Source organism: Chryseobacterium ginsenosidimutans (assembly GCF_039536845.1).
Taxonomy (GTDB): domain Bacteria; phylum Bacteroidota; class Bacteroidia; order Flavobacteriales; family Weeksellaceae; genus Chryseobacterium; species Chryseobacterium ginsenosidimutans_B.
On the sequence record NZ_BAAAZJ010000010.1, the window covers coordinates 370,090 to 394,556 of the forward strand.

At 36.6% G+C, this 24,467-nt stretch carries 12 protein-coding genes; 9 read left to right on the forward strand and 3 right to left on the reverse strand.

Going from position 1 to position 24,467, the window contains the following annotated elements:
* The first annotated feature begins 457 nt into the window (after positions 1–457).
* Genes ABD745_RS13675 through ABD745_RS13710 form a run of 8 tightly spaced genes read left to right on the forward strand, consistent with a single transcriptional unit; the run spans position 458 to position 18,251 of the window.
* Positions 458–7,468, forward strand: a complete 7,011-nt coding sequence (locus tag ABD745_RS13675) for an SDR family NAD(P)-dependent oxidoreductase (RefSeq protein ID WP_344830856.1) — start codon at positions 458–460, stop codon at positions 7,466–7,468.
* Between the two features lie 18 nt (positions 7,469–7,486).
* Entirely contained in the window at positions 7,487–11,722 is a 4,236-nt protein-coding gene (locus ABD745_RS13680) for a type I polyketide synthase (protein ID WP_344830859.1), read from the forward strand.
* Positions 11,710–12,009 (forward strand): phosphopantetheine-binding protein, encoded by a 300-nt coding sequence (locus ABD745_RS13685; RefSeq protein ID WP_047400786.1) that lies wholly within the window; start codon positions 11,710–11,712, stop codon positions 12,007–12,009. Before ABD745_RS13680 ends, ABD745_RS13685 begins: the two co-directional genes overlap by 13 nt.
* The gene (locus ABD745_RS13690) at positions 12,000–12,791 is read left to right on the forward strand and encodes an alpha/beta fold hydrolase (protein WP_344830861.1); all 792 of its coding nucleotides are present in this window, start codon (positions 12,000–12,002) and stop codon (positions 12,789–12,791) included. Before ABD745_RS13685 ends, ABD745_RS13690 begins: the two co-directional genes overlap by 10 nt.
* The gene (locus ABD745_RS13695; RefSeq protein WP_344830864.1) at positions 12,784–15,180 is read left to right on the forward strand and encodes a glycosyltransferase; all 2,397 of its coding nucleotides are present in this window, start codon (positions 12,784–12,786) and stop codon (positions 15,178–15,180) included. Before ABD745_RS13690 ends, ABD745_RS13695 begins: the two co-directional genes overlap by 8 nt.
* 4 nt (positions 15,181–15,184) lie before the next feature.
* Entirely contained in the window at positions 15,185–16,453 is a 1,269-nt protein-coding gene (locus ABD745_RS13700) for a condensation domain-containing protein (protein ID WP_344830867.1), read from the forward strand.
* Between the two features lie 17 nt (positions 16,454–16,470).
* The gene (locus ABD745_RS13705; protein WP_344830870.1) at positions 16,471–17,700 is read left to right on the forward strand and encodes a condensation domain-containing protein; all 1,230 of its coding nucleotides are present in this window, start codon (positions 16,471–16,473) and stop codon (positions 17,698–17,700) included.
* Positions 17,697–18,251: a hypothetical protein gene (locus tag ABD745_RS13710; RefSeq protein ID WP_344830873.1), complete on the forward strand. Its 555-nt coding sequence runs from the start codon at positions 17,697–17,699 to the stop codon at positions 18,249–18,251. The genes ABD745_RS13705 and ABD745_RS13710 overlap by 4 nt, the downstream gene beginning before the upstream one ends.
* Positions 18,252–18,543: 292 nt before the next feature.
* On the opposite strand, the gene ABD745_RS13715 is transcribed toward ABD745_RS13710, so the two are convergent.
* The gene (locus tag ABD745_RS13715; protein ID WP_344830876.1) at positions 18,544–18,813 is read right to left on the reverse strand and encodes a heme oxygenase; all 270 of its coding nucleotides are present in this window, start codon (positions 18,811–18,813) and stop codon (positions 18,544–18,546) included.
* A gap of 108 nt (positions 18,814–18,921) precedes the next feature.
* The gene (locus ABD745_RS13720; protein ID WP_344830878.1) at positions 18,922–19,581 is read right to left on the reverse strand and encodes a DUF6766 family protein; all 660 of its coding nucleotides are present in this window, start codon (positions 19,579–19,581) and stop codon (positions 18,922–18,924) included.
* A gap of 370 nt (positions 19,582–19,951) precedes the next feature.
* Between ABD745_RS13720 and ABD745_RS13725 the strand changes: the two genes are divergently transcribed.
* Positions 19,952–22,087: a catalase gene (locus ABD745_RS13725; protein WP_344830880.1), complete on the forward strand. Its 2,136-nt coding sequence runs from the start codon at positions 19,952–19,954 to the stop codon at positions 22,085–22,087.
* A 95-nt stretch (positions 22,088–22,182) separates the two neighbouring features.
* Here ABD745_RS13725 and ABD745_RS13730 read toward each other — a convergent pair whose 3' ends face one another.
* Positions 22,183–24,450, reverse strand: coding sequence for a glycosyltransferase (locus ABD745_RS13730; RefSeq protein WP_344830882.1), 2,268 nt, complete (start codon positions 24,448–24,450; stop codon positions 22,183–22,185).
* Between the last annotated feature and the right edge of the window lie 17 nt (positions 24,451–24,467).

Sequence of the window (24,467 nt, forward strand, 5' to 3'; positions counted from 1 at the left end):
GAATTTTTTCTATATATGCAATAATTCCAACAGGTTACATTTTTTAACAAAAAACATACTGCTTGTTTTTCTTAAATTAACATAATTATTTTTTTCGAATTTCAAGAGTTCATCGCCATATTATCATTTTTTAATATTGAAAAATAAATCTCATATTATTGAAGTATTTTATTTTTATTTATATATTTGCTCAATATTACTTAATTATAAACAATTATAATTATAATCCTCACCATTGTACCGACTTGTTTTAAAAAAATAAGATATAGTTCATTTATTTTTAATAATAAATTAACATTTAATTATTTATATTAAAAAATAATTATTAAAATATATTTATTATTGATAATATAATAAATATATTTATTTTTATTCCGCCATAATAAATTTAAATCCCAATATGGAGAATTTAACATTTTTTATGAAATTTCCAGCTATCACTAAATATATGAATGTAATGAAAAACTTGACCATTTTTGGAGTAACTCCTTTTGAAAAACCGGATGTCAACCTAATGCTGAAACTGCATCAGGCTGGTGCATTTCCCATCCTAAGCCTAGGGATAGATTTAACTATTGCTCAGGAAGCATTGAATCAGCTTGAACAGACAGACCTTCCTTCCTTTGGAATATATTTTTCTAACGATAAAGTTACATCGCTTCGAATACCGGAAAAAGTAAAATTTGCTATTGTTTCTTTCGGTACGCCAATTACTATTTCTCTCAATCTGCCTGTCATTTATCAGATAAGCAGTTTGGAAGAAGCCAGAAAAGCTCAGCAATCAGGAGCAGAAGGTATCATCATAAAAGGAAATGAAGCGGGTGGATCAGTCGGCTATGAATCGACATTTATATTGTTTCAACGTATCATTAAAGAAATCCGGAATATTCCTGTCTGGGTACAGGGCGGAATAGGTCTTCATACTGCTGCTGCTGCAAAATCTTTGGGAGCGACAGGTGTTGTCCTTGACAGCCAACTTGCATTATTTCCCGAGAGTTCTGTTCCTCAAGATATCAAAGATATATGTTCAAAATTGAATGGAACAGAAACCAGGATTATTGCCAATCATCGTGTTTTAGTAAGACCAAATTCTCCGGCATTACCTGAAAATACCAATGCTGAAGATCTTCATCAATATTTTAACGATCTTGATATCAGCAAGAGCTATATTCCTATGGGACAGGACATTTCTTTAGCTGTTGATCTTTATGAGGATTTTAAAACTCTGAAAAAATTAATTTTCGGATTCAAAGAAGCAATGTATGGTCATCTGAAACAGGCGAAAGCTCTTCAGGTAATTGATCAGGACAATATTTTAGCAAAAGACCTTAATTTACGGTACCCAATTGCACAGGGACCAATGACTCGAGTGAGTGATGTTCCTTCATTCGCCAATGCTGTAGCAGAAGCCGGAGCCTTACCTTTTATCGCTTTATCTTTATTGAAAGGAGAACAAGCCAAAGCTCTGGTAATGGAAACTAAAAAACTAGCTGGCGAAAAAACATGGGGAGCTGGAATCTTAGGATTTGCTCCTCAAGAACTTAGAGAAGAGCAGACATCTTATATACTGGAAGCTAAACCTCCCGTAGTTCTGATTGCCGGAGGAAGACCCGCACAGGCAAAAATATTTGAAAAAGCTGGAATTAAGACTTTCCTTCACGTTCCCTCTCCCGCTCTGTTAGATATTTTCTTAAAAGAAGGAGCTACAAATTTCATATTTGAAGGACGTGAATGCGGAGGTCATGTTGGTCCGCTTTCAAGCATGGTTCTTTGGGAAAAACAGATTGAACGAATCTTAAAAGAAGATCATCCTGAAAATATCAGCGTATTTTTTGCAGGAGGAATTCATAATGATTTTTCAACAGCTTTTGTTTCTATTATGGCAGCTCCTTTAGCTGCGAGAGGCGTAAAAGTGGGTGTATTAATGGGAACTGCCTATCTGTACACAGAAGAAGCAGTTGCTTGTGGAGCAATTCAGGACGAATTCCAATTGCAGGCAATGCAGGCAAAGGAAACCGTTTTACTAGAAACCGCACCAGGACACGAAACACGTTGTTTAGACACCGCATTTACTCAATATTTTAATACCGAAAAAGCAAAACTTTTAGAAGCAGGAACAGACAAAAAAGAAGTTTGGGAAAAACTGGAAAAATTAAATGTAGGTCGTTTAAGAATTGCTGCAAAAGGCGTAGAACGTCAAGGTGATCAATTAATAAGCATTCCTAAAGAAGATCAACTGGATCTTGGAATGTACATGATCGGACAGGTGGCAACAATGCACAACAAAGTAATTACACTTGATGAACTTCATCAAAATGTTGCAATAAACAATTATGAATATATTAAAGAGGCTGAATTGTCAGAAGAGCCAACCTCAACAGAAAAGCCTTTAGATATTGCTATTGTCGGTATGGAATGTATTTTCCCTGACGCAAAAAATTTAGAAGAATACTGGCGTAATATTATTTTAGGAAAAGACAGCATAACAGAAGTTCCCGATGAAAGATGGAATAAAGATCTTTATTACAAACCGGATTCCAACGAATCCGATGTATCTCATTCAAAATGGGGCGGATTTATTCCGAAAATTGATTTTGATCCTTTGGCATTTGGTATTCCGCCACAATCCCTTGCAGCGATTGAACCTACACAGTTATTAACCTTATTGGTTGCAAAACGTGCCATGGAAGATGCAGGATATGGTGAAAAACATATCAACAGAGAAAATATTTCTGTAATTATCGGTGCTGAAGGTGGAAATGATCTTGCCAACAGTTATAGTTTCAGAGGGTTTTATAAGCAGGTTTTCGGAGAACTTCACGAAGAAGTAAAAGAAGCCTTCCCAAATACGACAGAAGATTCTTTCCCAGGAATTTTGGCGAATGTTATCGCAGGAAGAATTACCAACCGTTTAGACTTAGGCGGAAGGAATTATACCGTAGATGCAGCTTGTGCTTCTTCTTTGGCAGCTCTTGAACTGGCTTGTCAGGAACTTGTTTTAGGCAAATCAGACATGGTTTTGGCTGGTGGAGCTGATTTACATAACGGAATCAATGATTACCTGATGTTCTCCAGTACACACGCCCTTTCCAGAAAAGGAAGATGTGCAACATTCGACAGTGAAGCAGACGGAATTGCTTTGGGAGAAGGTGTGGCCATTTTAGTTTTAAAAAGATATGAAGATGCTGTAAAAGATGGTGACCGAATTTATTCAGTAATAAAAGGTGTTGGCGGTTCAAGTGACGGAAAAGCTCTTGGTCTTACTGCACCAAGAAAAATCGGTCAGGTTCGTGCGCTAGAAAGAGCATATACTCAAGCCGGAATCAGTGCTGCATCGATTGGATTGGTTGAAGCTCACGGAACAGGAACTGTAGTAGGAGATAAAACCGAATTGAGCGCATTAACAAATTTATTCAGCCGTTCGGGAGCCTTGCCGGGACAGACGCATTTAGGTTCCGTAAAAACACAGATCGGGCATACAAAATGTGCAGCAGGACTGGCAGGATTAATTAAAGCTTCTTTAGCGGTATATCATGGTGTAAAACCTCCTACCCTTCATCTTCAAAAACCTAATGCTTATTATAACGCGAAAACAAGTCCTTTTGCTTTTCATGCAGAAAGTGGATTGTGGAGCGAGAAAAACCGTTATGCGGGAATCAGTGCATTTGGTTTTGGGGGAACTAATTTCCATACTGTCATCGCCAATCATCCTAAAGAAGACGATTCTGCAGTATTGCAGTCTTGGCCTTCAGAATTATTTGTATTCCGTGGAGATACTTATGATGAGGCTAAAATTCAATTAAATCAAATTAAATCTTTACTTGAAGTAAATGACAGTATTGCATTAAAGAATATCGCTTACAGTTTAGCTATAAGTTCAGAAAAACAGGTTCAGTTAAGCATTGTTGCAGATACAGCTGAGCATTTAATGATGAACATAGAATTAGCTTTATCAGGAATTGAAAGCAAAGACACTTTCACTGTTAATAAAAAAGAAGGTAAAGTAGCATTCCTGTTTCCTGGACAAGGCAGTCAGCGCATCAACATGGCTCGTGATTTATTTGTTGCTTTCCCAGAAATGCGAAAACTGATCGATTCTCATACTGAACTGGAGAAAGTTATTTTCCCTTCGAAAACTTTTGATGAAGCAACTTTAAAACAACAGAAAGAAACGATAAAAGATACCCGTTTAGCACAGCCATTATTAGGAATTGTTGATTTGGCATTGGCTAAATTCCTTCAATCCATCGGAATTGTTCCTGATATGTTGGCTGGTCACAGTTATGGTGAATTGCCTGCTTTATGTTTTGCAGGTGTATTTGCAGAAGAAAAACTGGTTGATTTAAGTATTCAAAGAGCGCAGTCAATTTTGAATTCTGTTGAAGGAGGAGATCCCGGTTCTATGATCGCAGTAAGTGCAACAAAAGAAAACTTACAGCCAATTCTAGCACAGGTTGAAGGTTGTTATCCCGTAAATTACAATGCTCCGACTCAATGTGTGGTTGCAGGAGATACAGAAGCGATCAATAAATTGATGGAGGTTCTTAAACAGGAACGTATTTCTGCCAAAAAACTAGAAGTTGCATGTGCATTCCACAGTCCGCTATTGGCGAAATCTAAGGGGTTATATCAAATTGTTTTACAAGACGTTCCATTTAATGAAATGCAGATTCCGGTTTGGTCGAATACGACAGCAGAAATCTATCCGATAAACGCTTCAGAGATAAAGGAAAGACTAACCGATCATTTGGTACAGCCTGTAAGATTCGTTGAACAGCTTCAGGCGATGTACAACGATGGCGCAAGAATATTCATCGAAGTCGGTCCCGGAAAAGTATTGACAGGATTAACAAAATCCTGTTTGGAAAAAGATCAGCTGACATTGTTTGTTGAAGACAACAACACGAACAAACTGACACATCTTCTTTCAACACTTGCTCAATATTTGGGTACTGGTCGATGTTTCAATATCGCTAAACTTTTCGATGGTCGTAATGCTAAATTAATTCAAATTGATCAGCCTGAACTGTATAAGAAAAGTCCTGCGATCTGGCGTGTAAACGGACAAGCTGCTCATCCAACGACGGGTTCACTGCCTGCAAATGGCGCATTACCAATCATAAATCCTATTCAAATGAACAACTTTACAAATAATACTCAGGTCTCTGTAACTGAAAGCCAGTCTAATACTGAGCGTATGTTACAGGAATATTTAGATAGTATGAAATTAATGATACAGGCGCAACGCGACGTGATGCTTACCTTCCTTGGACAAAATCCTCAGGTAAATCAGGCTCCTGTTGTTTATACTTCACCAGTTCCTGTACATTCAAATAATCAAGCTTCTGTTATATCTTCTCCACAAGGTGATGGTGCCGAAAAATCTGTTATCATTCCAACAAAACAAACTCCGACAAAGGATATTAAAACTTTGTTATTGCAAGTTGTAAGTGATAAAACAGGGTATCCTCAAGAAATGCTGGGCATGGAAATGGATCTGGAAGCAGATCTAAGCATCGATTCCATTAAAAGAGTTGAGATTATTGGTACGCTGAAAAACGAATTAGGCACTCTATCTAGTAACAGTGCAAATGAAGATACGATTATGGAGCAATTAGCTTCAATTAAAACTTTAAATAGTTTAGTTTCATGGCTTACAGAATACACAGGGAATTCCGCAGTTTCAGAAAAAATTGATATAACGGAAACTTTAGCTTCAGCAACACAAAATCAATCAACATTCTCTCTTGAAGAGCTTCAGGCAGCTATTTTAAATATTGTAAGCGATAAAACAGGTTATCCGAAAGAAATGTTAGGCTTAGACCTTGATTTAGAAGCAGATTTAAGTATCGATTCCATCAAACGCATGGAAATTATCGGAGATCTTAAAACAAAGATCGGATTTGGGCAGGATCTGGAAAAAGCTGATGATTTAATGGAAAAATTGGCAGCCATCAAAACATTAAGAGGATTGGCTTCCTGGATTAATGAAATAAGTGGCGAAACGAACGAGACAAAAACTCTTGAAATGGAACAGAGTCCGTTATCACGTCTTCGTTTTGATCTGACACCGACTGATGTTTCTTTAAATGAAAACACAGAAACACTTCAGGGAAAGCGTTTTGCTATCACTCAGGACAACAGCAAACAAACCATTGATATCAAAAATGAACTTGAAAAGCATGGTGCGATTGCAGAATTGGTAGATACCGATAAAGATCTTACAAATTTTGACGGATTAATTATTCTTGATCTTTTCTCATCTCCTGTGAAGCACAATATCATCGATCATGTTGATATGATTAAAAAAATGGATCTTGATAAAGCAAAATGGATCTATCTGATCTCAGATACTCCGGCTCATGTTCAGGAATTGACGGATACTACTCTTCTTCGTCATTACAAAGGACATCCGGGACTTTTCAAAAGTTTAGCCCGTGAGTTTGAACAGACGAATTGCAGGTTGATCAGTCTGAGTTCTCCTCAACAAATCGATCAGATTGCAGAAATTGCTTTAAAAGAAATATTATCAACCGATAATCCTTCTGAAGTTATTTACAAAAACGATCAGAGACATAAAGTAAATATCATCCCATCACCGTTGTCAACAGGTTTGAGTGAAGCACAAATCCAACTGGATCAGGAATCTGTTGTCCTGGTTCTTGGAGGTGCGCAAGGTATCACTTCTGAATTGGTAAAACACATGTCACAGGCCTATCCTTGTACTTATGTTTTGGTAGGAAGATCGGCTGATCCGAGAGATGAAGCATCTAATGTAAAAGAATTGGAAGCAATGAAAACGAAGGAAGAAATCAGAGGTTTTCTTATAAAATCAGGAAAATTCACTTCTCCTTCTGAAATCGAAAAAGAAACGATAAAAGTTTTCAAAAACAATCAGATCCTACGCACAATCCGTGATATGGAGCAATTGGGAAATACAATGGTTTACAAATCATTAGACCTTTGTGATGAAGATGGTTTATCTGAATTAATCAACAATATCTACGAAAAATACAACCGTTTAGACGGTGTTATTCATGGGGCAGGTCTTTTGGAAGATAAATTATTCAAGCAGAAAACAACGAGCTCATTCGGAAGAGTTTTCGATACCAAAGTAAAACCGCTTCGTGTATTGGCAGAAAAACTACGCACAGATTGTCAGTTTGTGGTGTTATTCTCAAGCATTGCTTCGGTTTATGGAAATAAAGGGCAAACCGATTATGCTGCTGCAAACTCTGTTTTGGATGATTATGCAAACGCTTTAAATAAAAAATTAAAAGGAAAAGTAATTTCCATTAACTGGGGTCCGTGGAAAGGAGCAGGAATGGTTTCACCAACTCTGGAAACAGAATATAAAAGAAGAGGCATTTCTTTAATTCCATTGGAACAAGGCAAAGAAATTTTCCTTAATGAAATAAAATACGGAACAGAAAGTCAGGTACTGATCATGTCCGGAAGTAACTGGTAAACAATGTAGAAGATAAGTATGAAAAAAACAGATGTTGCTGTAATTGGTCTGTCTTGTGTCTTTCCGGGGGCACAGGATGCCAACACTTTCTGGCAGAATATTGTCAATAAAGTAGATTCTACCCAATTAGCTCCTGCAGATCGTATTGATCCTGTTCATTTTAGTAATAACACAAATCCGGTTGACCGTTTTTACTGTCAACGTGGTGGATTTATCTCTGATTATGAATTCGATCCTACAGCTTTCGGAATTTTACCATTGGCAGTTGAAGGAACTGAACCCGATCATTTATTAACCCTGGATTTAGTTCAGAAAGCTTTAGACGATGCCGGAATATTTAAGAAAAATATTTCGCTCGAAAAAACAGGAATCATCATTGGAAAAGGAAACTATACCGGACCCGGCGCAACCCGTGCCATCGAAATTGTAAGAACAGGAGAGCAAATTTCTTCTTTATTAAAGGAATTATTACCCGAAGTTTCTTCCGCAGATATTGAAAAGGTAAAGCATGCTTTTCAGGAAAGAAAAGGACGTTTCGCAGCCGATACCGCAATGGGATTAATCCCTAATCTTGTTGCATCTTTGGTTGCCAACAGATTCAATTTGGGAGGTGCCGCTTTTACAGTTGATGCCGCTTGTGCAAGTGCTTTAATTGCGGTAGACCATGCTGTTCAGGAACTTCAAAGAGGAAGATCTGACATGATGATTGCCGGAGGTGTTCACACCGGACAAAACGCTGCTTTCTGGAGTATTTTTGCACAGTTAGGAGCTTTATCCCATCAACAAAAAATTAAGCCTTTCAGCAATGATGCAGATGGTTTATTAATTGGCGAAGGTTGCGGTTTTGTTGTCTTAAAAAGACTGGAAGATGCCATTCGTGATCAGGATAAAATCTACGCAGTTATCAAAGGAATCGGTGTAAGCAGCGATGGAAATGGAACAAGCGTCATGAGTCCTTCTGTGAAAGGTCAGTTAAAGGCTTTACAACAAGCCTGGGCAAATGCAGATTTAGACGAAAACCAAATCGGTTATCTTGAAGCTCACGGAACCGGTACTCCACTTGGAGATAAAACTGAACTTCAGACATTAGCTCAGTTTTTTGGAAAAGAAGAAGATGCTAAAATCGCAGGAATCGGGTCTGTAAAATCGAATATCGGTCACGCCATGCCCGCTGCAGGAATTGCAGGGTTGATAAAAACCTGTCTCGCGCTTCACAATGACACGTTGCCACCGACTTTATACTGCGAAAATCCGACTTCGGATATGCAGAATACAAGATTCGAACCTGTACAGGAAGCTAAAAACTGGACAAAAACTGGGTTACCAAAAGTGGCTGCTGTCAATGCGTTCGGATTCGGAGGAATCAATGCACATGTTGTGCTGGAAGGTTATGATATGCCTAAAAAAGATAAAGTTCTCATCTTAGCCAGACCAACGCATGAAGAGTTATTATCTGCTTTACAAAATAATGACACTACTTTAGGAGAAGGAAATTATCGTATTGCAATGTTCGATCCGACTCCTGTAAGAATTGAAAAAGTCATTAAGATTGTTGCTAAAAACAATCCGTGGCGCAACAAACAGGATATTTGGTACACCAACGCTCCTCTATTACAGAATGGAGAAAAAGTAGCTTTTGTATTTCCAGGATTGGATGGTCTTGCGAAAGGCGAAGTGGAAAGTGTAAGTCGTTATTTTAATATCAATGCCCCGATTGAAACGGAAGGTGAAGGATTGTTAAATGATGCTTTAAACATTTTCAATAACTGCAGTATTCTCGATAATTCATTAAAAAGACTGGGAATTATTCCTGATATGAATGCAGGTCACAGTTTGGGAGAATGGCTTGCGGGCTACTCTTCTGAACTGGCGGAAGTAAATTCTGTAAAAGCTTTAATTGATGTCTTAAATCCCAAAACTTTTGAATTAAAGGATTCAAAATTCATTGCCATCGGAGCCGGAATTGAAACCATAAAACCCATAATTGAAGAAATTCCGAACGTTTATATTTCCAATGACAATTGCCCGAATCAGGTGATTCTTTGCGGAAGTAATTCGGCGTTGGATGAATTGGTTCCTGTATTAAAATCAAAACAGATATTTCATCAGATATTGCCATTCCAATCAGGTTTTCATTCACCATTTATCGCTGATAAACTAGATGTGATTCTGGCAGGAATGGAAAAAGCACAGTTTCAGCAAACGAAAATTCCGTTGTGGTCTGCAACAACCTTGGAACCTTATCCATCGGATCAGGACGCTATCAGGAAACTGAGTGCGGAACATCTTGTTGAGCCTGTTCGTTTCCGTGAACTGACGGATAAACTATACGAAGAAGGCGCAAGATTTTTCATTCAGGTCGGAACCGGTGGATTAATCGGTTTTATTGATGACACCTTAAAAGGAAAAACATTCAGTACGATTGCTTCCAGCGTTGCCACGCGCTCTGCACTAGCTCAGTTTCAACGTGTGGTTGCCGCATTATTCGTTGAAGGAAAAGCGGTTGCATTAGACTTTTTAGATATTCAGACCTCATCAAAAAAATCATCAGGAAAAGGAATGAAACTGGAATTAGGTTCGCCGATCATCCGCGATTTTAAAGAAGTTAAGGCTTTAGCGAAATCTATTGACACACCAAAAGAAAAAATTTCTGCAACGGTAGCAAAATCAGGACATCCTCTTGTTCAGGCATTTCAGGATAATATTTCGGATATGATTCGTATGCAGGAAGAGGTTTTAACCTTATTCCAAAACCGTCCGAAAGTTTCAATTCCGAATGTGGTTTTACCAAAAGTTCAGGCTCCGATAAGCAAGAATTTTGAGAAAACATTGTACGTGACGTTGGAAACCCACCCTTACCTTATCGACCACAGTTTATTAAGACAACCAAAAGGCTGGGCGGAAGTTGCCGATATGGAACCTGTGATCCCAATGACGATGATTTTTGAGCAACTGGCGGAAATCACACAACAGGAAATTGAAGGAAGCCAGATTCATAAAATCATGAATGTAAGCGTTTTTCAATGGATGAATGTGGCAAAACCTTTCGAAAAAACCGTAAAAGGAGAATGGAAATCGACCAATCATGCTTATTTGGATATTGAAAATTTTGCAAACGCTGAAGTTTTATTAACCTCAACAGCAAGATCGAATCCTACCTTTAATCTTTCCATCGGAGAAATGTTACCCATCGAAAGAACTCCCGAAGAAATCTACGAAATGCACATGTTCCACGGTGAAAAATATCAGGGAATTATGGAAGTTTCAAAGGTTGGAACGAAAGGAATTATCGGAAAAATCAAAGGAAACGGCGGAAAAGGTTCCCTATTAGATAATGCAGGACAGTTATTCGGACTTTGGCTGCAATTAACCTTAATAAAAGACAGAATTGCCTTCCCGGTAAAAATTAAAGACATTGAATTTTTCGGAGATCTACACGATCAGGACGGCATTTTCGAATGTACCTGCAGCCTGACTGAAATGAATGATGAATTTGCAATCGGAGATATTCTTTTAACCAAAAACGGAAAAGTCTGGTGCAAAATTTCAGGCTGGCAAAACCGCCGTCTGGAAATCGATGCCGCGTTGTGGAATGTTTCAATGTCACCTTTGCACAACCGTCTTTCAGAGGAAATTGCTCCTGATGTATTTTTCTTCCGTCAGGCGTACTCGAGGGTTGCATCTTGGGATTTTATTCTGAAAAGATATTTCAATCAAACCGAAAAACAGCATCATCAAACATTGCTTCCGAACAAGAGGAAAAGCTATATGGTAAGTCGTGTTGCGGTGAAAGATGCGGTAAGAAACCTTCTTAAAAAAGAAAAAAATCACCCTTGCTTTCCCATCACTTTTGAAATTGGTAAAGATGAGTACGGAAAACCTTATCTGATCGGCGATTCTACGGAAAACATTCACATTTCTTTGGCCCATAAAGGAAAAGATGCCGTCGGAATTGCAAAAAGCGGAAAATCAGTCGGAATTGATATGGAAATCATTGAAGAACGAAGCTCAGGATTCTACGATTTGGTTTTTACAGATAACGAATTAGCCTTATTAAAAGACAAAAATCAGGCAGAATGGACCACCAAATTCTGGGTAGCCAAAGAAGCCTACGGAAAATTCGTCGGAACAGGACTGAAAGGAAACCCGAAAAATTTCGAAGTCGAGAAAATTACAGATGATTCTCTATGGATCAATCAAACAGAAATCAAAACTATTAAACATAAAAATTATATCATAGGATGGACACTATAAACACAACAGCAAAATTAAATCACGAAGAATTATTCACTCTTTTAAAAGGTTTTATCACAGAAGTAATCGGTGAAGAATTTGTAGAGGAAATGGACATTACGCCTGAAAGTTCTTTTACAAAAGATTTGGAAATGGACAGCATCGAAATCGTTTCTTTTTCCGAGAAAATTAAAGCACATTTTGGCGAGCAGATCGATTTTACAGGATGGTTGTCTTCAATGGATCTGGATCAGTTGATCGACCTTGATTTAAGTATGATTATCAATTACATCTACGAATGCCAATAATCTCTGTAAACGATAAAAAGGTTCATATTCAGGAACTCAACAAAGGGGCTGAACAAACTGTGGTGCTGATCCACGGTATGTTCAGCAACCTTTCCATTTATTATTTTAATATTGCTCCGATTCTGGCAAAACATTTTCATGTGATGATGTACGATTTGAAAAGTCACGGCATGAGCGAGCGTTTTACAGACGGTTACGATTTAGAAAATATGTCTTCCGATGTGTTGGCGTTGATGGATGTTTTGGAAATCGAAAAAGCGCATCTTGTCGGCTATAGTTTTGGAGGGTTAATTGCTTTAAAAACAGCTTTAAAAGCTTCAAACCGCATCGATCAATTAGTTGTTATCGAAGCTCCCGATCCGCAGGACGAAAAAGCCAGAAATATTATTGATGAATACAGCAAAGAGTTTCTGGAACATTATGTAGCCAATTTTACCGACACCACAAAAGTACAGATGGGCAAAAGACAGATGGAAAAAAACCATCGCATGTATGAGTTTTTATTTAATCAGACCAGCATCAAAGCGGATATGATTAAGGAAAAGTATTTTCTGAGTGAAGTTGATTTTTCTGAATTAAAACCTTCTACATTATTGATGTACGGTGCAGATTCCAATTGCAGACCGACGGGAGAATGGCTGAATGAACAAATCGGAAAAGCTGATTTGGAATTAATTCCCGGAGATCACAACATCCCAATTCAGGAACCTGTTTTGATTGCGGAAACCATCGCTCAATTTTTATCAAAATCATTAAAAACCTTATCTCAAAACCATGGCTAAATTTGTATTTATAGTTCCACCTTTAACTGGTCATGTCAACCCAACATTAAGCATTGGTTCTACTCTTCTGGAAAGAGGACATCAGGTTGCATGGATAAGTCTTGACCAAAATTTAAAAAATAAACTTCCGGATGGCGGAGAATTATTATTGATTCAATATGACCAGACGGATGATGAAAAAAGAGAAAGCGAAAACTATCTCGATATTATTTCTAAAAAAGTTGTCTACGGAATCGACAGCATCAAATTTCTTTATGAAGATGTTTTAATTCCTTTAAACAGACATTGCTATAACGGAGTTATCCCTTTGTTAAAAGAATATCAACCCGATTTGGTGATCGGCGATCATCAGTTATTTGCAGCTTCTATTGCGGCGAAAAAATTAGGTCTGCCTTATGCTACGACAGTAACAGCTCCGGCTGCCATAAAAATAATGAGCGAGCTTCCGAAAGTTCATGAGTGGGAAGAAAAGCAAATCGTCGCTTTACAGCAGGAATTAGGTGTTGATGAAAACCGTGCGTTGGATTGTTCGGATTTATTGACGTTAGTCTTAACTTCACAATATTTCTTTGGCGAAATGGATTTGACTTCTAACTACCAATTTACAGGTCCTGTTCTTACGGAACGCCGTGTCTCTTCTGAATTTGATTGGGAAAAATTCAATAGCAATTCAAGGAAAAAGATTTTAGTAAGTATCGGAACGACTTTCGATCACGATCATAAAAAAGCATTTTTTCAAAAGGTAGTTGATGCCTTTAAAGATGAAAATTTAACGGTTGTTGTAGTTTCAGATCCTGCACTTTTCGAGCAGTGGCCGGAAAATTTTATGGTGTATCAACAAGTTCCACAATTGGATTTGCTGCCTCATCTTGACGGCGTTGTTTCTCACGGCGGTCACAATACGGTTTCTGAAGCTTTATCAAACGGTTTGCCGTTGGTGGTGATTCCGATTGCGTACGACCAGTCGCATGTTGCAGGACGTGTAGTGCGCACCGGAGCAGGTGAACGTCTTAATTTCAACAGATTTAAAGCGCATCATTTAAACGAAGCCGTACAAAATATTTTAACGAATCCTGACTATAAAAATGCTGCCGAAACTGTCCGCGAATCTTTCATCGAAGCCGGAGGAAGCGCCACTGCAGCCAATTTACTGGAAAACGCCATCACAAAATCAACTATGGAAAAACCGAAGTCTAAATTTTTATTTGTTGTTCCCCCATTTTTTGGACATATCAGTCCGACATTGAGCGTTGGAGCGAGTTTGATTGCCCGTGGCCATGAAGTAAAGTGGTTCGGAATTACGCCTTTAGACAACAAACATATTCCGGAAGGAGGAAGTTATTTTTACCCTGAACAAGATTTAGTTCCGTATCAGGATGAAATTGCAAGAATTTTAAAAAGACAGGATGATGGTCCCGCCTGTTCAGGTCCTGAAGTAATGAAACTGGCGTTGGAAGAAACCTATGTTCCTTTTGCTAAAATGATGATTCCCGGATTGGAAACTCTTACAAAAGACTGGCAACCTGATGTGATCATCAATGACTGTATCACTTTCGGAGGAGCGCTTTTTGCCCACAAAAATAATATTCCTTGTGTAACGACAACTCCTGTACCACCCGATGTAATGGGCGATACAGAAAACAGTGCACCGAAAATATTTGAATGGCAGCAAAATTTAATCAAAGAACTTCAACAAGAAGTCGGAATTGAGGATGACGGAATTTTCATTCATTCTCATCATTTGAATTTGATTTTTACTTCTCAAAAATTTGCAGATTTTGAGGAAGTCCCATCTCATATGAAATTTGTAGGTCCCGTAAAAGGAAGGCCAAACCCTGCACCTTTTGACTGGGATAAATTAAATGCATCCACAACTCCAAAAATATTTGTTTCGTTGGGAACATTATTGGTAGACATCAGAAAATCGTTTTTTGAAAAAGTAATTGCAGCGTTTGCAGATCAGCCTGTAACCGTAATTGCCGCTACTCCACCGGAAATTTTTAAAGAATGGCCTTCAAACTTTATTGTGAGTAGTTTTGTGCCTCAATCTGCGTTAATGCCTCACATGGATGCGGTGATTTGTCATGGCGGTTTTAATACCGTTAATGATACTTTCACGAATGGTTTACCTATGTTGATCACTCCAATTGCTTACGACCATTTTCATATCGCCAAACTTATTGAAAAAGCGGGTTGCGGAATCAGCATCAGATATAAAAGATTGCGTGTTGAAGCGCTTCGACAAACTATTTTTGAATTATTGGAAAATCCGGCATACAGAAATGCTGCAAAGGAAGTTCAATCGAGTTTAATCAACGCAGGTGGAAACGACCGCGCGGTAGAATTATTGGAAAATTTTGTAGAACAATCAACATTAGCTCCGGTTTAAGCCTATGAAAAGAAGACTGTTATTTGGTGAACGCATGTTATTGGGCGACGGAACAGAACCTTTTAACACAGTGATTCCTTTCAGGTTGAAGGGTACATTTGTCCTGAAAGGTATTCAGCATGCTTTGAATCAGCTTCAGGTGAAACATCCGTGGTTAAAGGCGGTTATCAAACATGACGAAAAGAATATTCCCTGGTTTGAGGTTTCAGAAAAAGTAAAAATTCCGATTCGAATTTTAGCTAAAAAAGAAGAAAACGACTGGTTGCAAGAATCTAAAAATGAGTGGTATAAAATGTTCAATTACAAAGAACAGCCCCTCATCCGGTTTGTCTGGATCAAAGGAGAAGAAATTTCAGACATGATGTTTGTATTTCACCATTGTTTATGTGATGGTGGCTCTGCAATGGCATTGCTATATGAATTTTTAAAATTACTAGATAATCCATCGGCAGAAATTGGAGTTGAAAATCCGATCTTAGGAATTCAGGATGTTGTTCCGTTTGAAATTCTTAACAGTCTCGGACAAAAAATTAAGGCAAAAGTAATTGGTCGATTGGCAGCAACAGCCATTAAATGTATTCCTGTTAATAAAAAACCGACTGACCGACAAAACGATTATTTAATTCACTGGAAATTCGATAAAGAGACAAGTAAAGCATTAATTTCTTATTGTAAATCTCAGGAAGTAACGGTTAATACCTTTCTAAGCGCCTCTTTACTTCAGGCATTTAAAAAAGTAAAAGGAGAAAAAGCTTTCAATAAAGTTTCCTGTCCGGTTGATATCAGACGTTTTGCGAACCAGATCAAGGACGATCATATTTTTGCATTTGGACTGATGATTGTTGTTTCGTTAAATAAAAAATTGGGGTTTGAGGAAAATCTAAAGCTGATGCAGGAAACTGTCGATAAAAAAACAGCCAAGCTCAATCCGTATATCACCATGATGGTTATGGAGTCTGCACATGATGCCCTGAAAAATTTCACGAAATTATTGAAGAACAGCAAATCTTCCAACGATTGTATGTTCTCCAACTTAGGGCGAATTCAGATTCCTCATGAATACAGGGAATTCACGTTGGAAGGCATTTTCAGTCCGTCCGTGATCGGACCTTTGGGAAATACAACGACAATGGTTACCTCAACTTTCCGGGGAGAAATGGATTTTTCTTTCATGGGAAGCGAAGGTTATTTGCCTTATATTGAAGCATTGGCGATTCGTAGTGAAATGATTAGGACCATAAAACAACAATTAAAATCTTCGGCAGTATCATGATGAGCAGGCGAAAACTAATGATGGTAGAAAGAATCATGTATGTTGATTCTAAAACACCTGTAAATTGTGTATTTACAGTAAAAATTAATGGCGAGATTTCAGAGGAAAATTTTAAGATTGCTTTACAAAAAATTCAGCAGAAACATTTTCTATTAAGATCTTCGATTGATAGCAAAAACGAAAAATATCCTTTTTTTATAGAAGAAAAAGAAATTGCACCCATTCCGATTCGCATTGTTGAACGAAAAACAAATGAAGACTGGCTGTCAGAATCCGCAAATGAATGGTATCACATATTTGAGGATGAGAAAAAACCGCTGGCTCAATTGGTTTGGGTAAAAGGTTCAACTATTTCCGAAATTCTTTGGGTAATGCCTCACTGCATCTGTGACGGAACAACGGGTGTGACTTTGATGCGTGAACTTCTTTCTCTATTGGACGATGCTTCAATTGAATTAAATTCTTATCAGGCATTCAATTCGGTTGATGATTTTCTTCCTGCAGGTTTTAACTTGAAGAAAAATAAACGAAAAGCCAGATTTTATTTAATGATGGCAAAATTATTCTTTTTATTTCAGGGGAAAAGTAAGAACAGAAATCTTGGGAAAAACTACGCCATTCACCGGAAACTGGATGCAGTGGTATCCAAAAAAATAGCTGAAAAGTGTAAAGCAAACGGCATTTCTGTACATGCTTTACTGTGTTCGGCATTCATGCAGGCTTTTAAAGAAATACAAGGCAATCAGTCGAAAGGAAAAGTGATCAGTCCTGTCGATGTTCGTCATTTTATCCCTGAAATTAAACAAGATCATATCTTTGCATTTGCTCCGACGGTTGAACTTTCATTAAAAAAAGGAAATCAGGATGTGATGGCTCATGCCAAACATATTAAAAAAGATTTGGTAGAAAAGATAGAAAAAACGCAAGCCAGAGAATTGCTGTGGATGGGTGAAAACATGCATCCTGTGGTAGAACGTATGATTTTAATGTTAAAATCAAGCAAAGGAGGGCATGATATTACTTTATCCAACATGGGTAAAATTGATATTCCGAGCGATTATAAGAATTTTAAGGTGGAGACCATTTTCAGTCCGACGGTTGCTTTTCCATGGTTGAATTCCAACACTTTGGTAACAACGACTTATAATCAGGAAATGGATTTTACGTTTATGTCTAATGAAAATTTTCTTCCGAAAGAAGAAGCTGTTAAAATTAAAAATAAAGCTATTGAGCTGTTGATTTCATGAAATTTAAAATAAAAAAAGCTCAGCCTAAACCTATTAAAAAAACCACACTCCACCGCTTTTTAATAAAGCGGACGATCTATTACGTCCTTCCGAACGTATTTTTTAATTTTATTATTGCTTATGCCAGTTTTAAGGAATTGGGCTATACCCATTTTTTCGAAGGAACACAGAATCTTGCCCGGCTTACCCTTCCAATGGCGATATTTCTTCCCGTTGTTCTTACGATCGACATCATCAAAAGGGTAAGTGATGCAGCTGAACAGGGAGCTATAGAATTTAAAATAGATGATAATCTCAATCAAAAAAAACTGATGACTAAACTGAGTATTTTACATGGAGCTATTACCGGTTTATTGGTATTGTCTGTCTTAATTCTTGCCCAATTCAATTTTTCGAAATATTATAGACTTAATGCGACTGCAATGGCTGTCGTGGTCGGCGTTCTTGCTGGTTTGCTATCGGTTTTATTTACTTATCTTCCAATCAGAAAACTGAGAAAACATTTGCATAAAAACTCAGTGACAGCATCATCTGATTTAAGTGAAAATTGATACAAATTCCCTCAAATTCCGGTTTACTGATTTAATAAAATTTAGCATATTTTTCTTCATTTAATATTTCGCATTCATGTTTCAGTACTCAGGATTCTATCCAAAGGTCCGACTTTCATTTCGGAATATTTTAGGATTCAAGAATTTAACACCTCAAGATTTTACGGCAAACATTGACACCAAGTCACTCTCTGCTTTTGTCAAAACCAAATGACATTTCAGATTCAGTATTCTAAAGGAGTAGTTGATTATTACTATTAAAGTAAAATCTCCTACTCTTTTTTAATTCATTTTATATCAAATCGAAATCGTTATTGGTCTTAACGAAATAATGTTCGATAGTTTGTTTTGCAGAACTGCACAATTGTATCAGTTCTCTGTATGATACATTTTCGTAGATAAAGTCATTGGAAATATTGATGACATATTCTGTGACAATTTCCACATCCAGGAATTTCGTTTGCGTTGAATCACTTAAATCATCCAAATTAGACTCTTTATTCAAAAATTGCATTTTCCTACTGATTGAATCCTTAAATTTATATAGACGGATCGTTTCCATAATTAATCATTTTAAAAACTTTATTAATTTTAATCTTAAAAAAAATAAATAGAAATATTCTTCATATTTCTTTGTTACACATTGATTTTCATGACCATAATACTATTTCTAATTTTCGTCATAAGGAGCATCCACAGGTTTTGATTGAGGAGATCCTTTTTCTCTGAACCATATTGAAAGTATGACCAGAGATGCTACGGCAAGAAATTCGCTTTGCCAGTTCTGAAAAGATTCAAACCAAAATTGGGAATTAACAATATAGTCCTTCCAGTCTAATTTTGCCAAATGTTTCTGAATCTGTTCTTCGTTATAATTGTTTAAACTTCCTATAAAATGAAATGTAAAACTCAAAAGAAATAAAATTCCTAATGAAACAGAAAGAGAATGTTTATAAACAGACAATATAAAACCTCCTTTTTTAACAGGCCAAGGCGCATTTTTATGAGCCTCCGGTTCTTTATCTACATCTTCTTTTTCAGTCAGGGATTTTGATTCGGCTGAACCTTTTTGCCTTAAAGATACGGTTAATAAAACATACATACACATTTGCAAGAATTCACTTTCCCAATTTTCAAAAGTTGCCTGCATAAAATGTGGACTTAAAATATATTGAATCAGTGTTAAAGATGGTAATTTAACTTCCGAAAGCTCATTATTTTTAACATGCCAACCGGTTATCAGCTGACAAAAAAGAAATAAAGTAAATAAACCCAATACAACAAGGCTTAATCCATTCCTATAGAAAAAATTATTTTTATTTGTTTGCATTTCTATTTATTTCAGTTGATTTTAAACTTTAAACACGATTTTAATTCTTTCTAAAAATTTCTGCCCCATACAATAAAGGCCCAATCGAAAAAACGATCGAACAAGTTTTGAATTGAATATAAAAAATAAATTCCGACATCATCGAAATTCATTCTATTCATCTTATTATTAACGATTTGTAATTCATACTACATTATTCAGATAATTAATTTTATCAAGCATAATAATATATTGTAGTTTATATTATTAAATAATCAATAACTATGCCCTTAATTTGATTTTTATTTACAATATCAATAATATATCTGAAATAAAAGAATAATTTGGCTTAATTATTGGATAATTACCAATACACTAAATAAATATAATTATGAAAGAATCTTCTAACCCAAAATTAGAACAGCTAACTCATTCTACCACGGAAAATAACGAACAGGCTTTAACTACTAATCAGGGATTAAAAATTAACAACAATCAGGACTCACTGAAATCAGGAGAAAGGGGACCAAGTTTACTGGAGGATTTTATTCTGAGAGAAAAAATTACTCATTTCGATCACGAAAGAATTCCGGAAAGAATCGTACACGCACGTGGTTCAGGCGCACACGGGACTTTTAGGATCAATAAAAGTCTGGCAAAATATACCAAAGCAAAATTCTTATCAGAAGAAGGAAAAGAGACGCCTGTTTTTGTGCGTTTTTCTACCGTTGCAGGAAGTGCAGGAAGTACAGATCTTGCGAGAGATGTACGAGGTTTTGCTATTAAATTCTACACAGAAGAAGGAAATTATGATCTTGTAGGAAATAATATTCCTGTATTTTTCATTCAGGATGCGATGAAGTTTCCTGATCTGGTTCACGCTGTAAAACCTGAACCGGATAATGCCATTCCACAGGCTGCATCTGCACACGATACATTTTGGGATTTTATTTCACTAATGCCGGAAAGTATGCATATGATAATGTGGGCGATGAGTGACAGGGCAATTCCGAGAAGTTACAGAATGATGGAAGGATTTGGTGTTCATACCTTTAAATTCATTAATGAGGAAGGGAAAATGCACTTTGTAAAATTTCATTTTAAGCCAAAATTGGGCGTTCATTCCGTAGCTTGGGATGAAGCCACTAAAATTTCGGGAAAAGATTCGGATTTTCACAGAAGAGATCTTTGGGAAGCTATTGAAAACGGTGCTTTTCCGGAATGGGATTTTGGTGTACAAATTATTCCTGAAGAAGATGAGCACAAATTTGATTTTGATTTACTCGATCCTACAAAACTGATTCCCGAAGAAGAAGTACCTGTAGAATTGGTCGGAACTTTAACGCTTAACAGAAATCCGGATAACTTTTTTGCAGAAACGGAACAGATTGCTTTCCATCCGGGACATTTGGTTCCAGGTATTGATTTTACAAATGATCCGCTTTTACAAGGGAGACTGTTTTCTTATACAGATACCCAATTATCAAGATTGGGATCACCGAATTTCCATGAAATACCAATTAACAAATCCATCAATACCGCTCATAACAACCAGCGAGACGGACATATGCGACAACAGATCGTAAAAGGAAAAGTAAGCTATGAACCTAATACAATTGGTGGCGGCTGTCCGTTTCAGGCGATGATGAAAGACGGTGGTTTTACTTCACAGGAAGAAAGAGTGGATGGACAAAAAATCAGAGCGAGAAGCCAAAGTTTTGTGGATCATTATTCTCAGGCAAAATTATTTTACAACAGCCAATCGGAACCTGAAAAAACACACCTTCAAAATGCACTTATTTTTGAATTGTCAAAAGTAACGATTCCTGCAATCCGTGAAAGAGTTGTTGGACAGTTAGCTTTTATCAATAAAGATTTAGCGGCATTGGTTGCTAAAAAAGTGGGGGTTGATGTTACTAAACTAAAACAACCTAACGGAAGTATTCCTGCAGATGCCGATCCAAAAACATTGCAAAGCCCTGAAAAAGAACCTTCAACTAAAAGTTCTGAAGCTTTAAGTATGAAAAATACGGTGAAAGACACCATAAAAAGCCGTGTCATTGGTTTTATTATGGAAAATGGTGTAAATGCAAAAGACGTAAATACTCTGAAATCGAAACTTGAAAAAGAAGGAGCTGTAGTACAGGTCATTGCGGGAAGTCTTGCGCCTGTAAAAGCGGATGACGGAACGACTTTTGAGCCGAAACATTCTCTTACAAGTACAGCAAGTGTCTGCTTCGATGCTCTGTATATTTCCAGTGGTAAAAAGTCTGCAGAAACCTTGTTGAATGAAGATAACAAACCGGGAACACTTTTGTTTGTAAATGAGGCTTATAAACACTGTAAAGCAATCTACTTCGGAAAAGAAACTGATGAAATTTATAATGCAAGCAACGTTAAAAGTAAAAAACACGAAGATCCGGCAATTATTACCTCAGACAATAATAATTCTGATGATGCCTTCATTAAAGCTGTAGCCAGTCACCGTGTTTGGGAATTGGAAAAGGATAGAAATAATCCAGCATAGAAATCAGTTAAAACATTAAAATAATAAAAGGCAGAAGTAAAAAATATCTTCTGCCTTTTTATATATAAGTTTAATTAATTGAAATTGAATATCAGTTATTTATCAAAACAAAGTCTTGCCATCAGATAACTGACTGTAGATTCTGCACCCTGATTAAGGTTTACATTTTTTTCCTCAAGCCCATCATAACAACCTCCGGTTACCGGATTATAAATAATTTGATTTAAGTGATTTTTTCCTAAAAACCAATTGAAAGAATTCTGCATCATCTGTAAATATTTTTCATCATTAAAAGCCTTGTAAAATGCAGATAATGCTAAAATGGTATAAGCAACATCAATAGGCTGTTCTCCACCAATTGGTGCTGTGTTTCCTGTGTTTTCTTTTTGCAGCCAGCCTTTATTAGAGATCACTTTTATATTGCCATCAATCACAATTTTGGACAGCAGAAAATGGAAGGATTCTTCGGCAATTTGTTTGTGAACCTCATCTTTAGTTACGATCCAAGCGCACAGCAAAGCTTCCGGTAATAAGCTGTTTCCGTAAGTAAGATAGCTTTCAAACCAATGCCAGTCATCATGCTTTTCATGTTGATACATTTTTACAAGACGATTCGCTAATTCTTTTAATAATGGAATATTTTTTTCTGAATTTTGATAATACAATCCTTTTATAATAAAAGCCATAGCTCTTGTAGAATGAATTTTTTCTGCCCAGATAAGATTTTTCTGAATGATTTTCTCCGCTGTTTCAGAAAATTCCTGCGGCAAAATCTCTTTTAATGAAATCAAATAACCCAAAGCCCAAATTGCTCTTCCGTTGGAATCTTCAAGATTGGTTTCATAGTTTTGGTTGGTAAATTTCTGATGTTCATCTACATAATTCAGGAAACTTCCGTCATTATGCTGGCAAAATTTGATGAATTTTAAATAAATTGAAATTAATTCCAGATTTGATTTGTCTTTGCTCATTTCATAATGTCTGCAAATAGCGATCATTGCACGCGCATTGTCATCCAGAGTATATCCTGAATCGATATCCGGTTTGCTGATTTTAGAAAACTGAATCATTCCGAAATTAGTTGTCATATTTTCGATATGATCGAGGTTGATTTTCGGTAAAGTATAATTGAGTTCTATTTTGTCATTTCTAAATTTCTGAAATAAATGGGCATGTAAAATAGAAGAATTTTCCCAAGCTGTCGGAGCCATTTTTTCTAATGATTTTGAGCGTAATTTTTCCCGCTTATTTTCATTTTCCAATAAGGTGTTTACGGCAGCAGACAATTGTTCGGGAGCTTCGAAATCAATGATAATTCCGGTATCTTCTTTTAAAACTTCCAAAGCGTGTGGAATCGGGGTAGAAACAATAGGACATCCGCAACTGATAGCATAAGAAAAAGTACCGCTAACCGCCTGATTCCTGTCTTTTGAAGTAAAAAGATAGATATCGGTAAGCTGTAAATACTCTAGTAATTCACCCAAAGGCAAATATTCATTAATAAAACGGATGTGGTTTTCCAAGTGAAGTTTACTGATAATACTTTCCAAAAATTCACGATACTTTTCACCTTCACTTTTGATAATTCCAGGATGTGTTTTTCCAAGAATTAAAAAAATAGTTTCAGGATTGTTATCAATAATTTCCGGTAAAGCTTTTAGAGTTGTTTCAATATTTTTTCCGGAACCTAATAATCCGAATGTTGAAAGAACTTTTTTGTCCTTAAGTCCATATTTTTCTTTCAATGCAATTTTGTCTGTGAAAGGCAGAAGATGTGTTCCGTGTGGAATCACCGTGATTTTATCTAAGGGAATATCATAATCGTTTGATAAGATGTCTGCAGAAATACTTGTCATCACAATTATAGATTTTGAAAAATCAGCGATATCTTTTACTTTTTCCTTTAATTCTTTATCAGGTTTTGGTAAAACAGTATGAAAAGTGATGATAAGATCTTTTTTTAAGTTTCTGAGAAAAAGATGCAGTCCATTTCTGGTTTCATTAAAAAAGCCAAACTCATGCTGAAGCATTACAAGTCGGATATTATCATTTTTATTGATCTGTGTAGCCAATTCCAGATAAGAAACCGCATCGGAAGTATTTAAGCTATACTCAATATTTTCTTCGTACTTATAGCTTTCCTCTTCTGTTTCCACCGGACAGATAATTGCACCGAACGATTCTCCGAATTTGGACTGAAAGGATTTAATTAAATCCTGTGTATAAGTGGCAATTCCGCATACCTTTGGAGGAAAAGTACTGATAAAGACGATCTCATTTTTATTATAAATAGTGCTTTTTTGAATTTTGACAGATCTTCTTTTTGCTTTATCCTCCACGTCTGAATTAATGTTTTTATTCATTTTTAGTTTCATTTATT

Excerpts from the sequence above, each read along its gene's own strand:
- ABD745_RS13675 (WP_344830856.1), top strand. The coding sequence starts at position 458 with ATGAAAAACTTGACCATTTTTGGAGTAACTCCTTTTGAAAAACCGGAT.
- ABD745_RS13680 (WP_344830859.1), top strand. The coding sequence starts at position 7,487 with ATGAAAAAAACAGATGTTGCTGTAATTGGTCTGTCTTGTGTCTTTCCG.
- ABD745_RS13685 (WP_047400786.1), top strand. The coding sequence starts at position 11,710 with ATGGACACTATAAACACAACAGCAAAATTAAATCACGAAGAATTATTC.
- ABD745_RS13690 (WP_344830861.1), top strand. The coding sequence starts at position 12,000 with ATGCCAATAATCTCTGTAAACGATAAAAAGGTTCATATTCAGGAACTC.
- ABD745_RS13695 (WP_344830864.1), top strand. The coding sequence starts at position 12,784 with ATGGCTAAATTTGTATTTATAGTTCCACCTTTAACTGGTCATGTCAAC.
- ABD745_RS13700 (WP_344830867.1), top strand. The coding sequence starts at position 15,185 with ATGAAAAGAAGACTGTTATTTGGTGAACGCATGTTATTGGGCGACGGA.
- ABD745_RS13705 (WP_344830870.1), top strand. The coding sequence starts at position 16,471 with ATGATGGTAGAAAGAATCATGTATGTTGATTCTAAAACACCTGTAAAT.
- ABD745_RS13710 (WP_344830873.1), top strand. The coding sequence starts at position 17,697 with ATGAAATTTAAAATAAAAAAAGCTCAGCCTAAACCTATTAAAAAAACC.
- ABD745_RS13715 (WP_344830876.1), bottom strand. The coding sequence starts at position 18,813 with ATGGAAACGATCCGTCTATATAAATTTAAGGATTCAATCAGTAGGAAA.
- ABD745_RS13720 (WP_344830878.1), bottom strand. The coding sequence starts at position 19,581 with ATGCAAACAAATAAAAATAATTTTTTCTATAGGAATGGATTAAGCCTT.
- ABD745_RS13725 (WP_344830880.1), top strand. The coding sequence starts at position 19,952 with ATGAAAGAATCTTCTAACCCAAAATTAGAACAGCTAACTCATTCTACC.
- ABD745_RS13730 (WP_344830882.1), bottom strand. The coding sequence starts at position 24,450 with ATGAATAAAAACATTAATTCAGACGTGGAGGATAAAGCAAAAAGAAGA.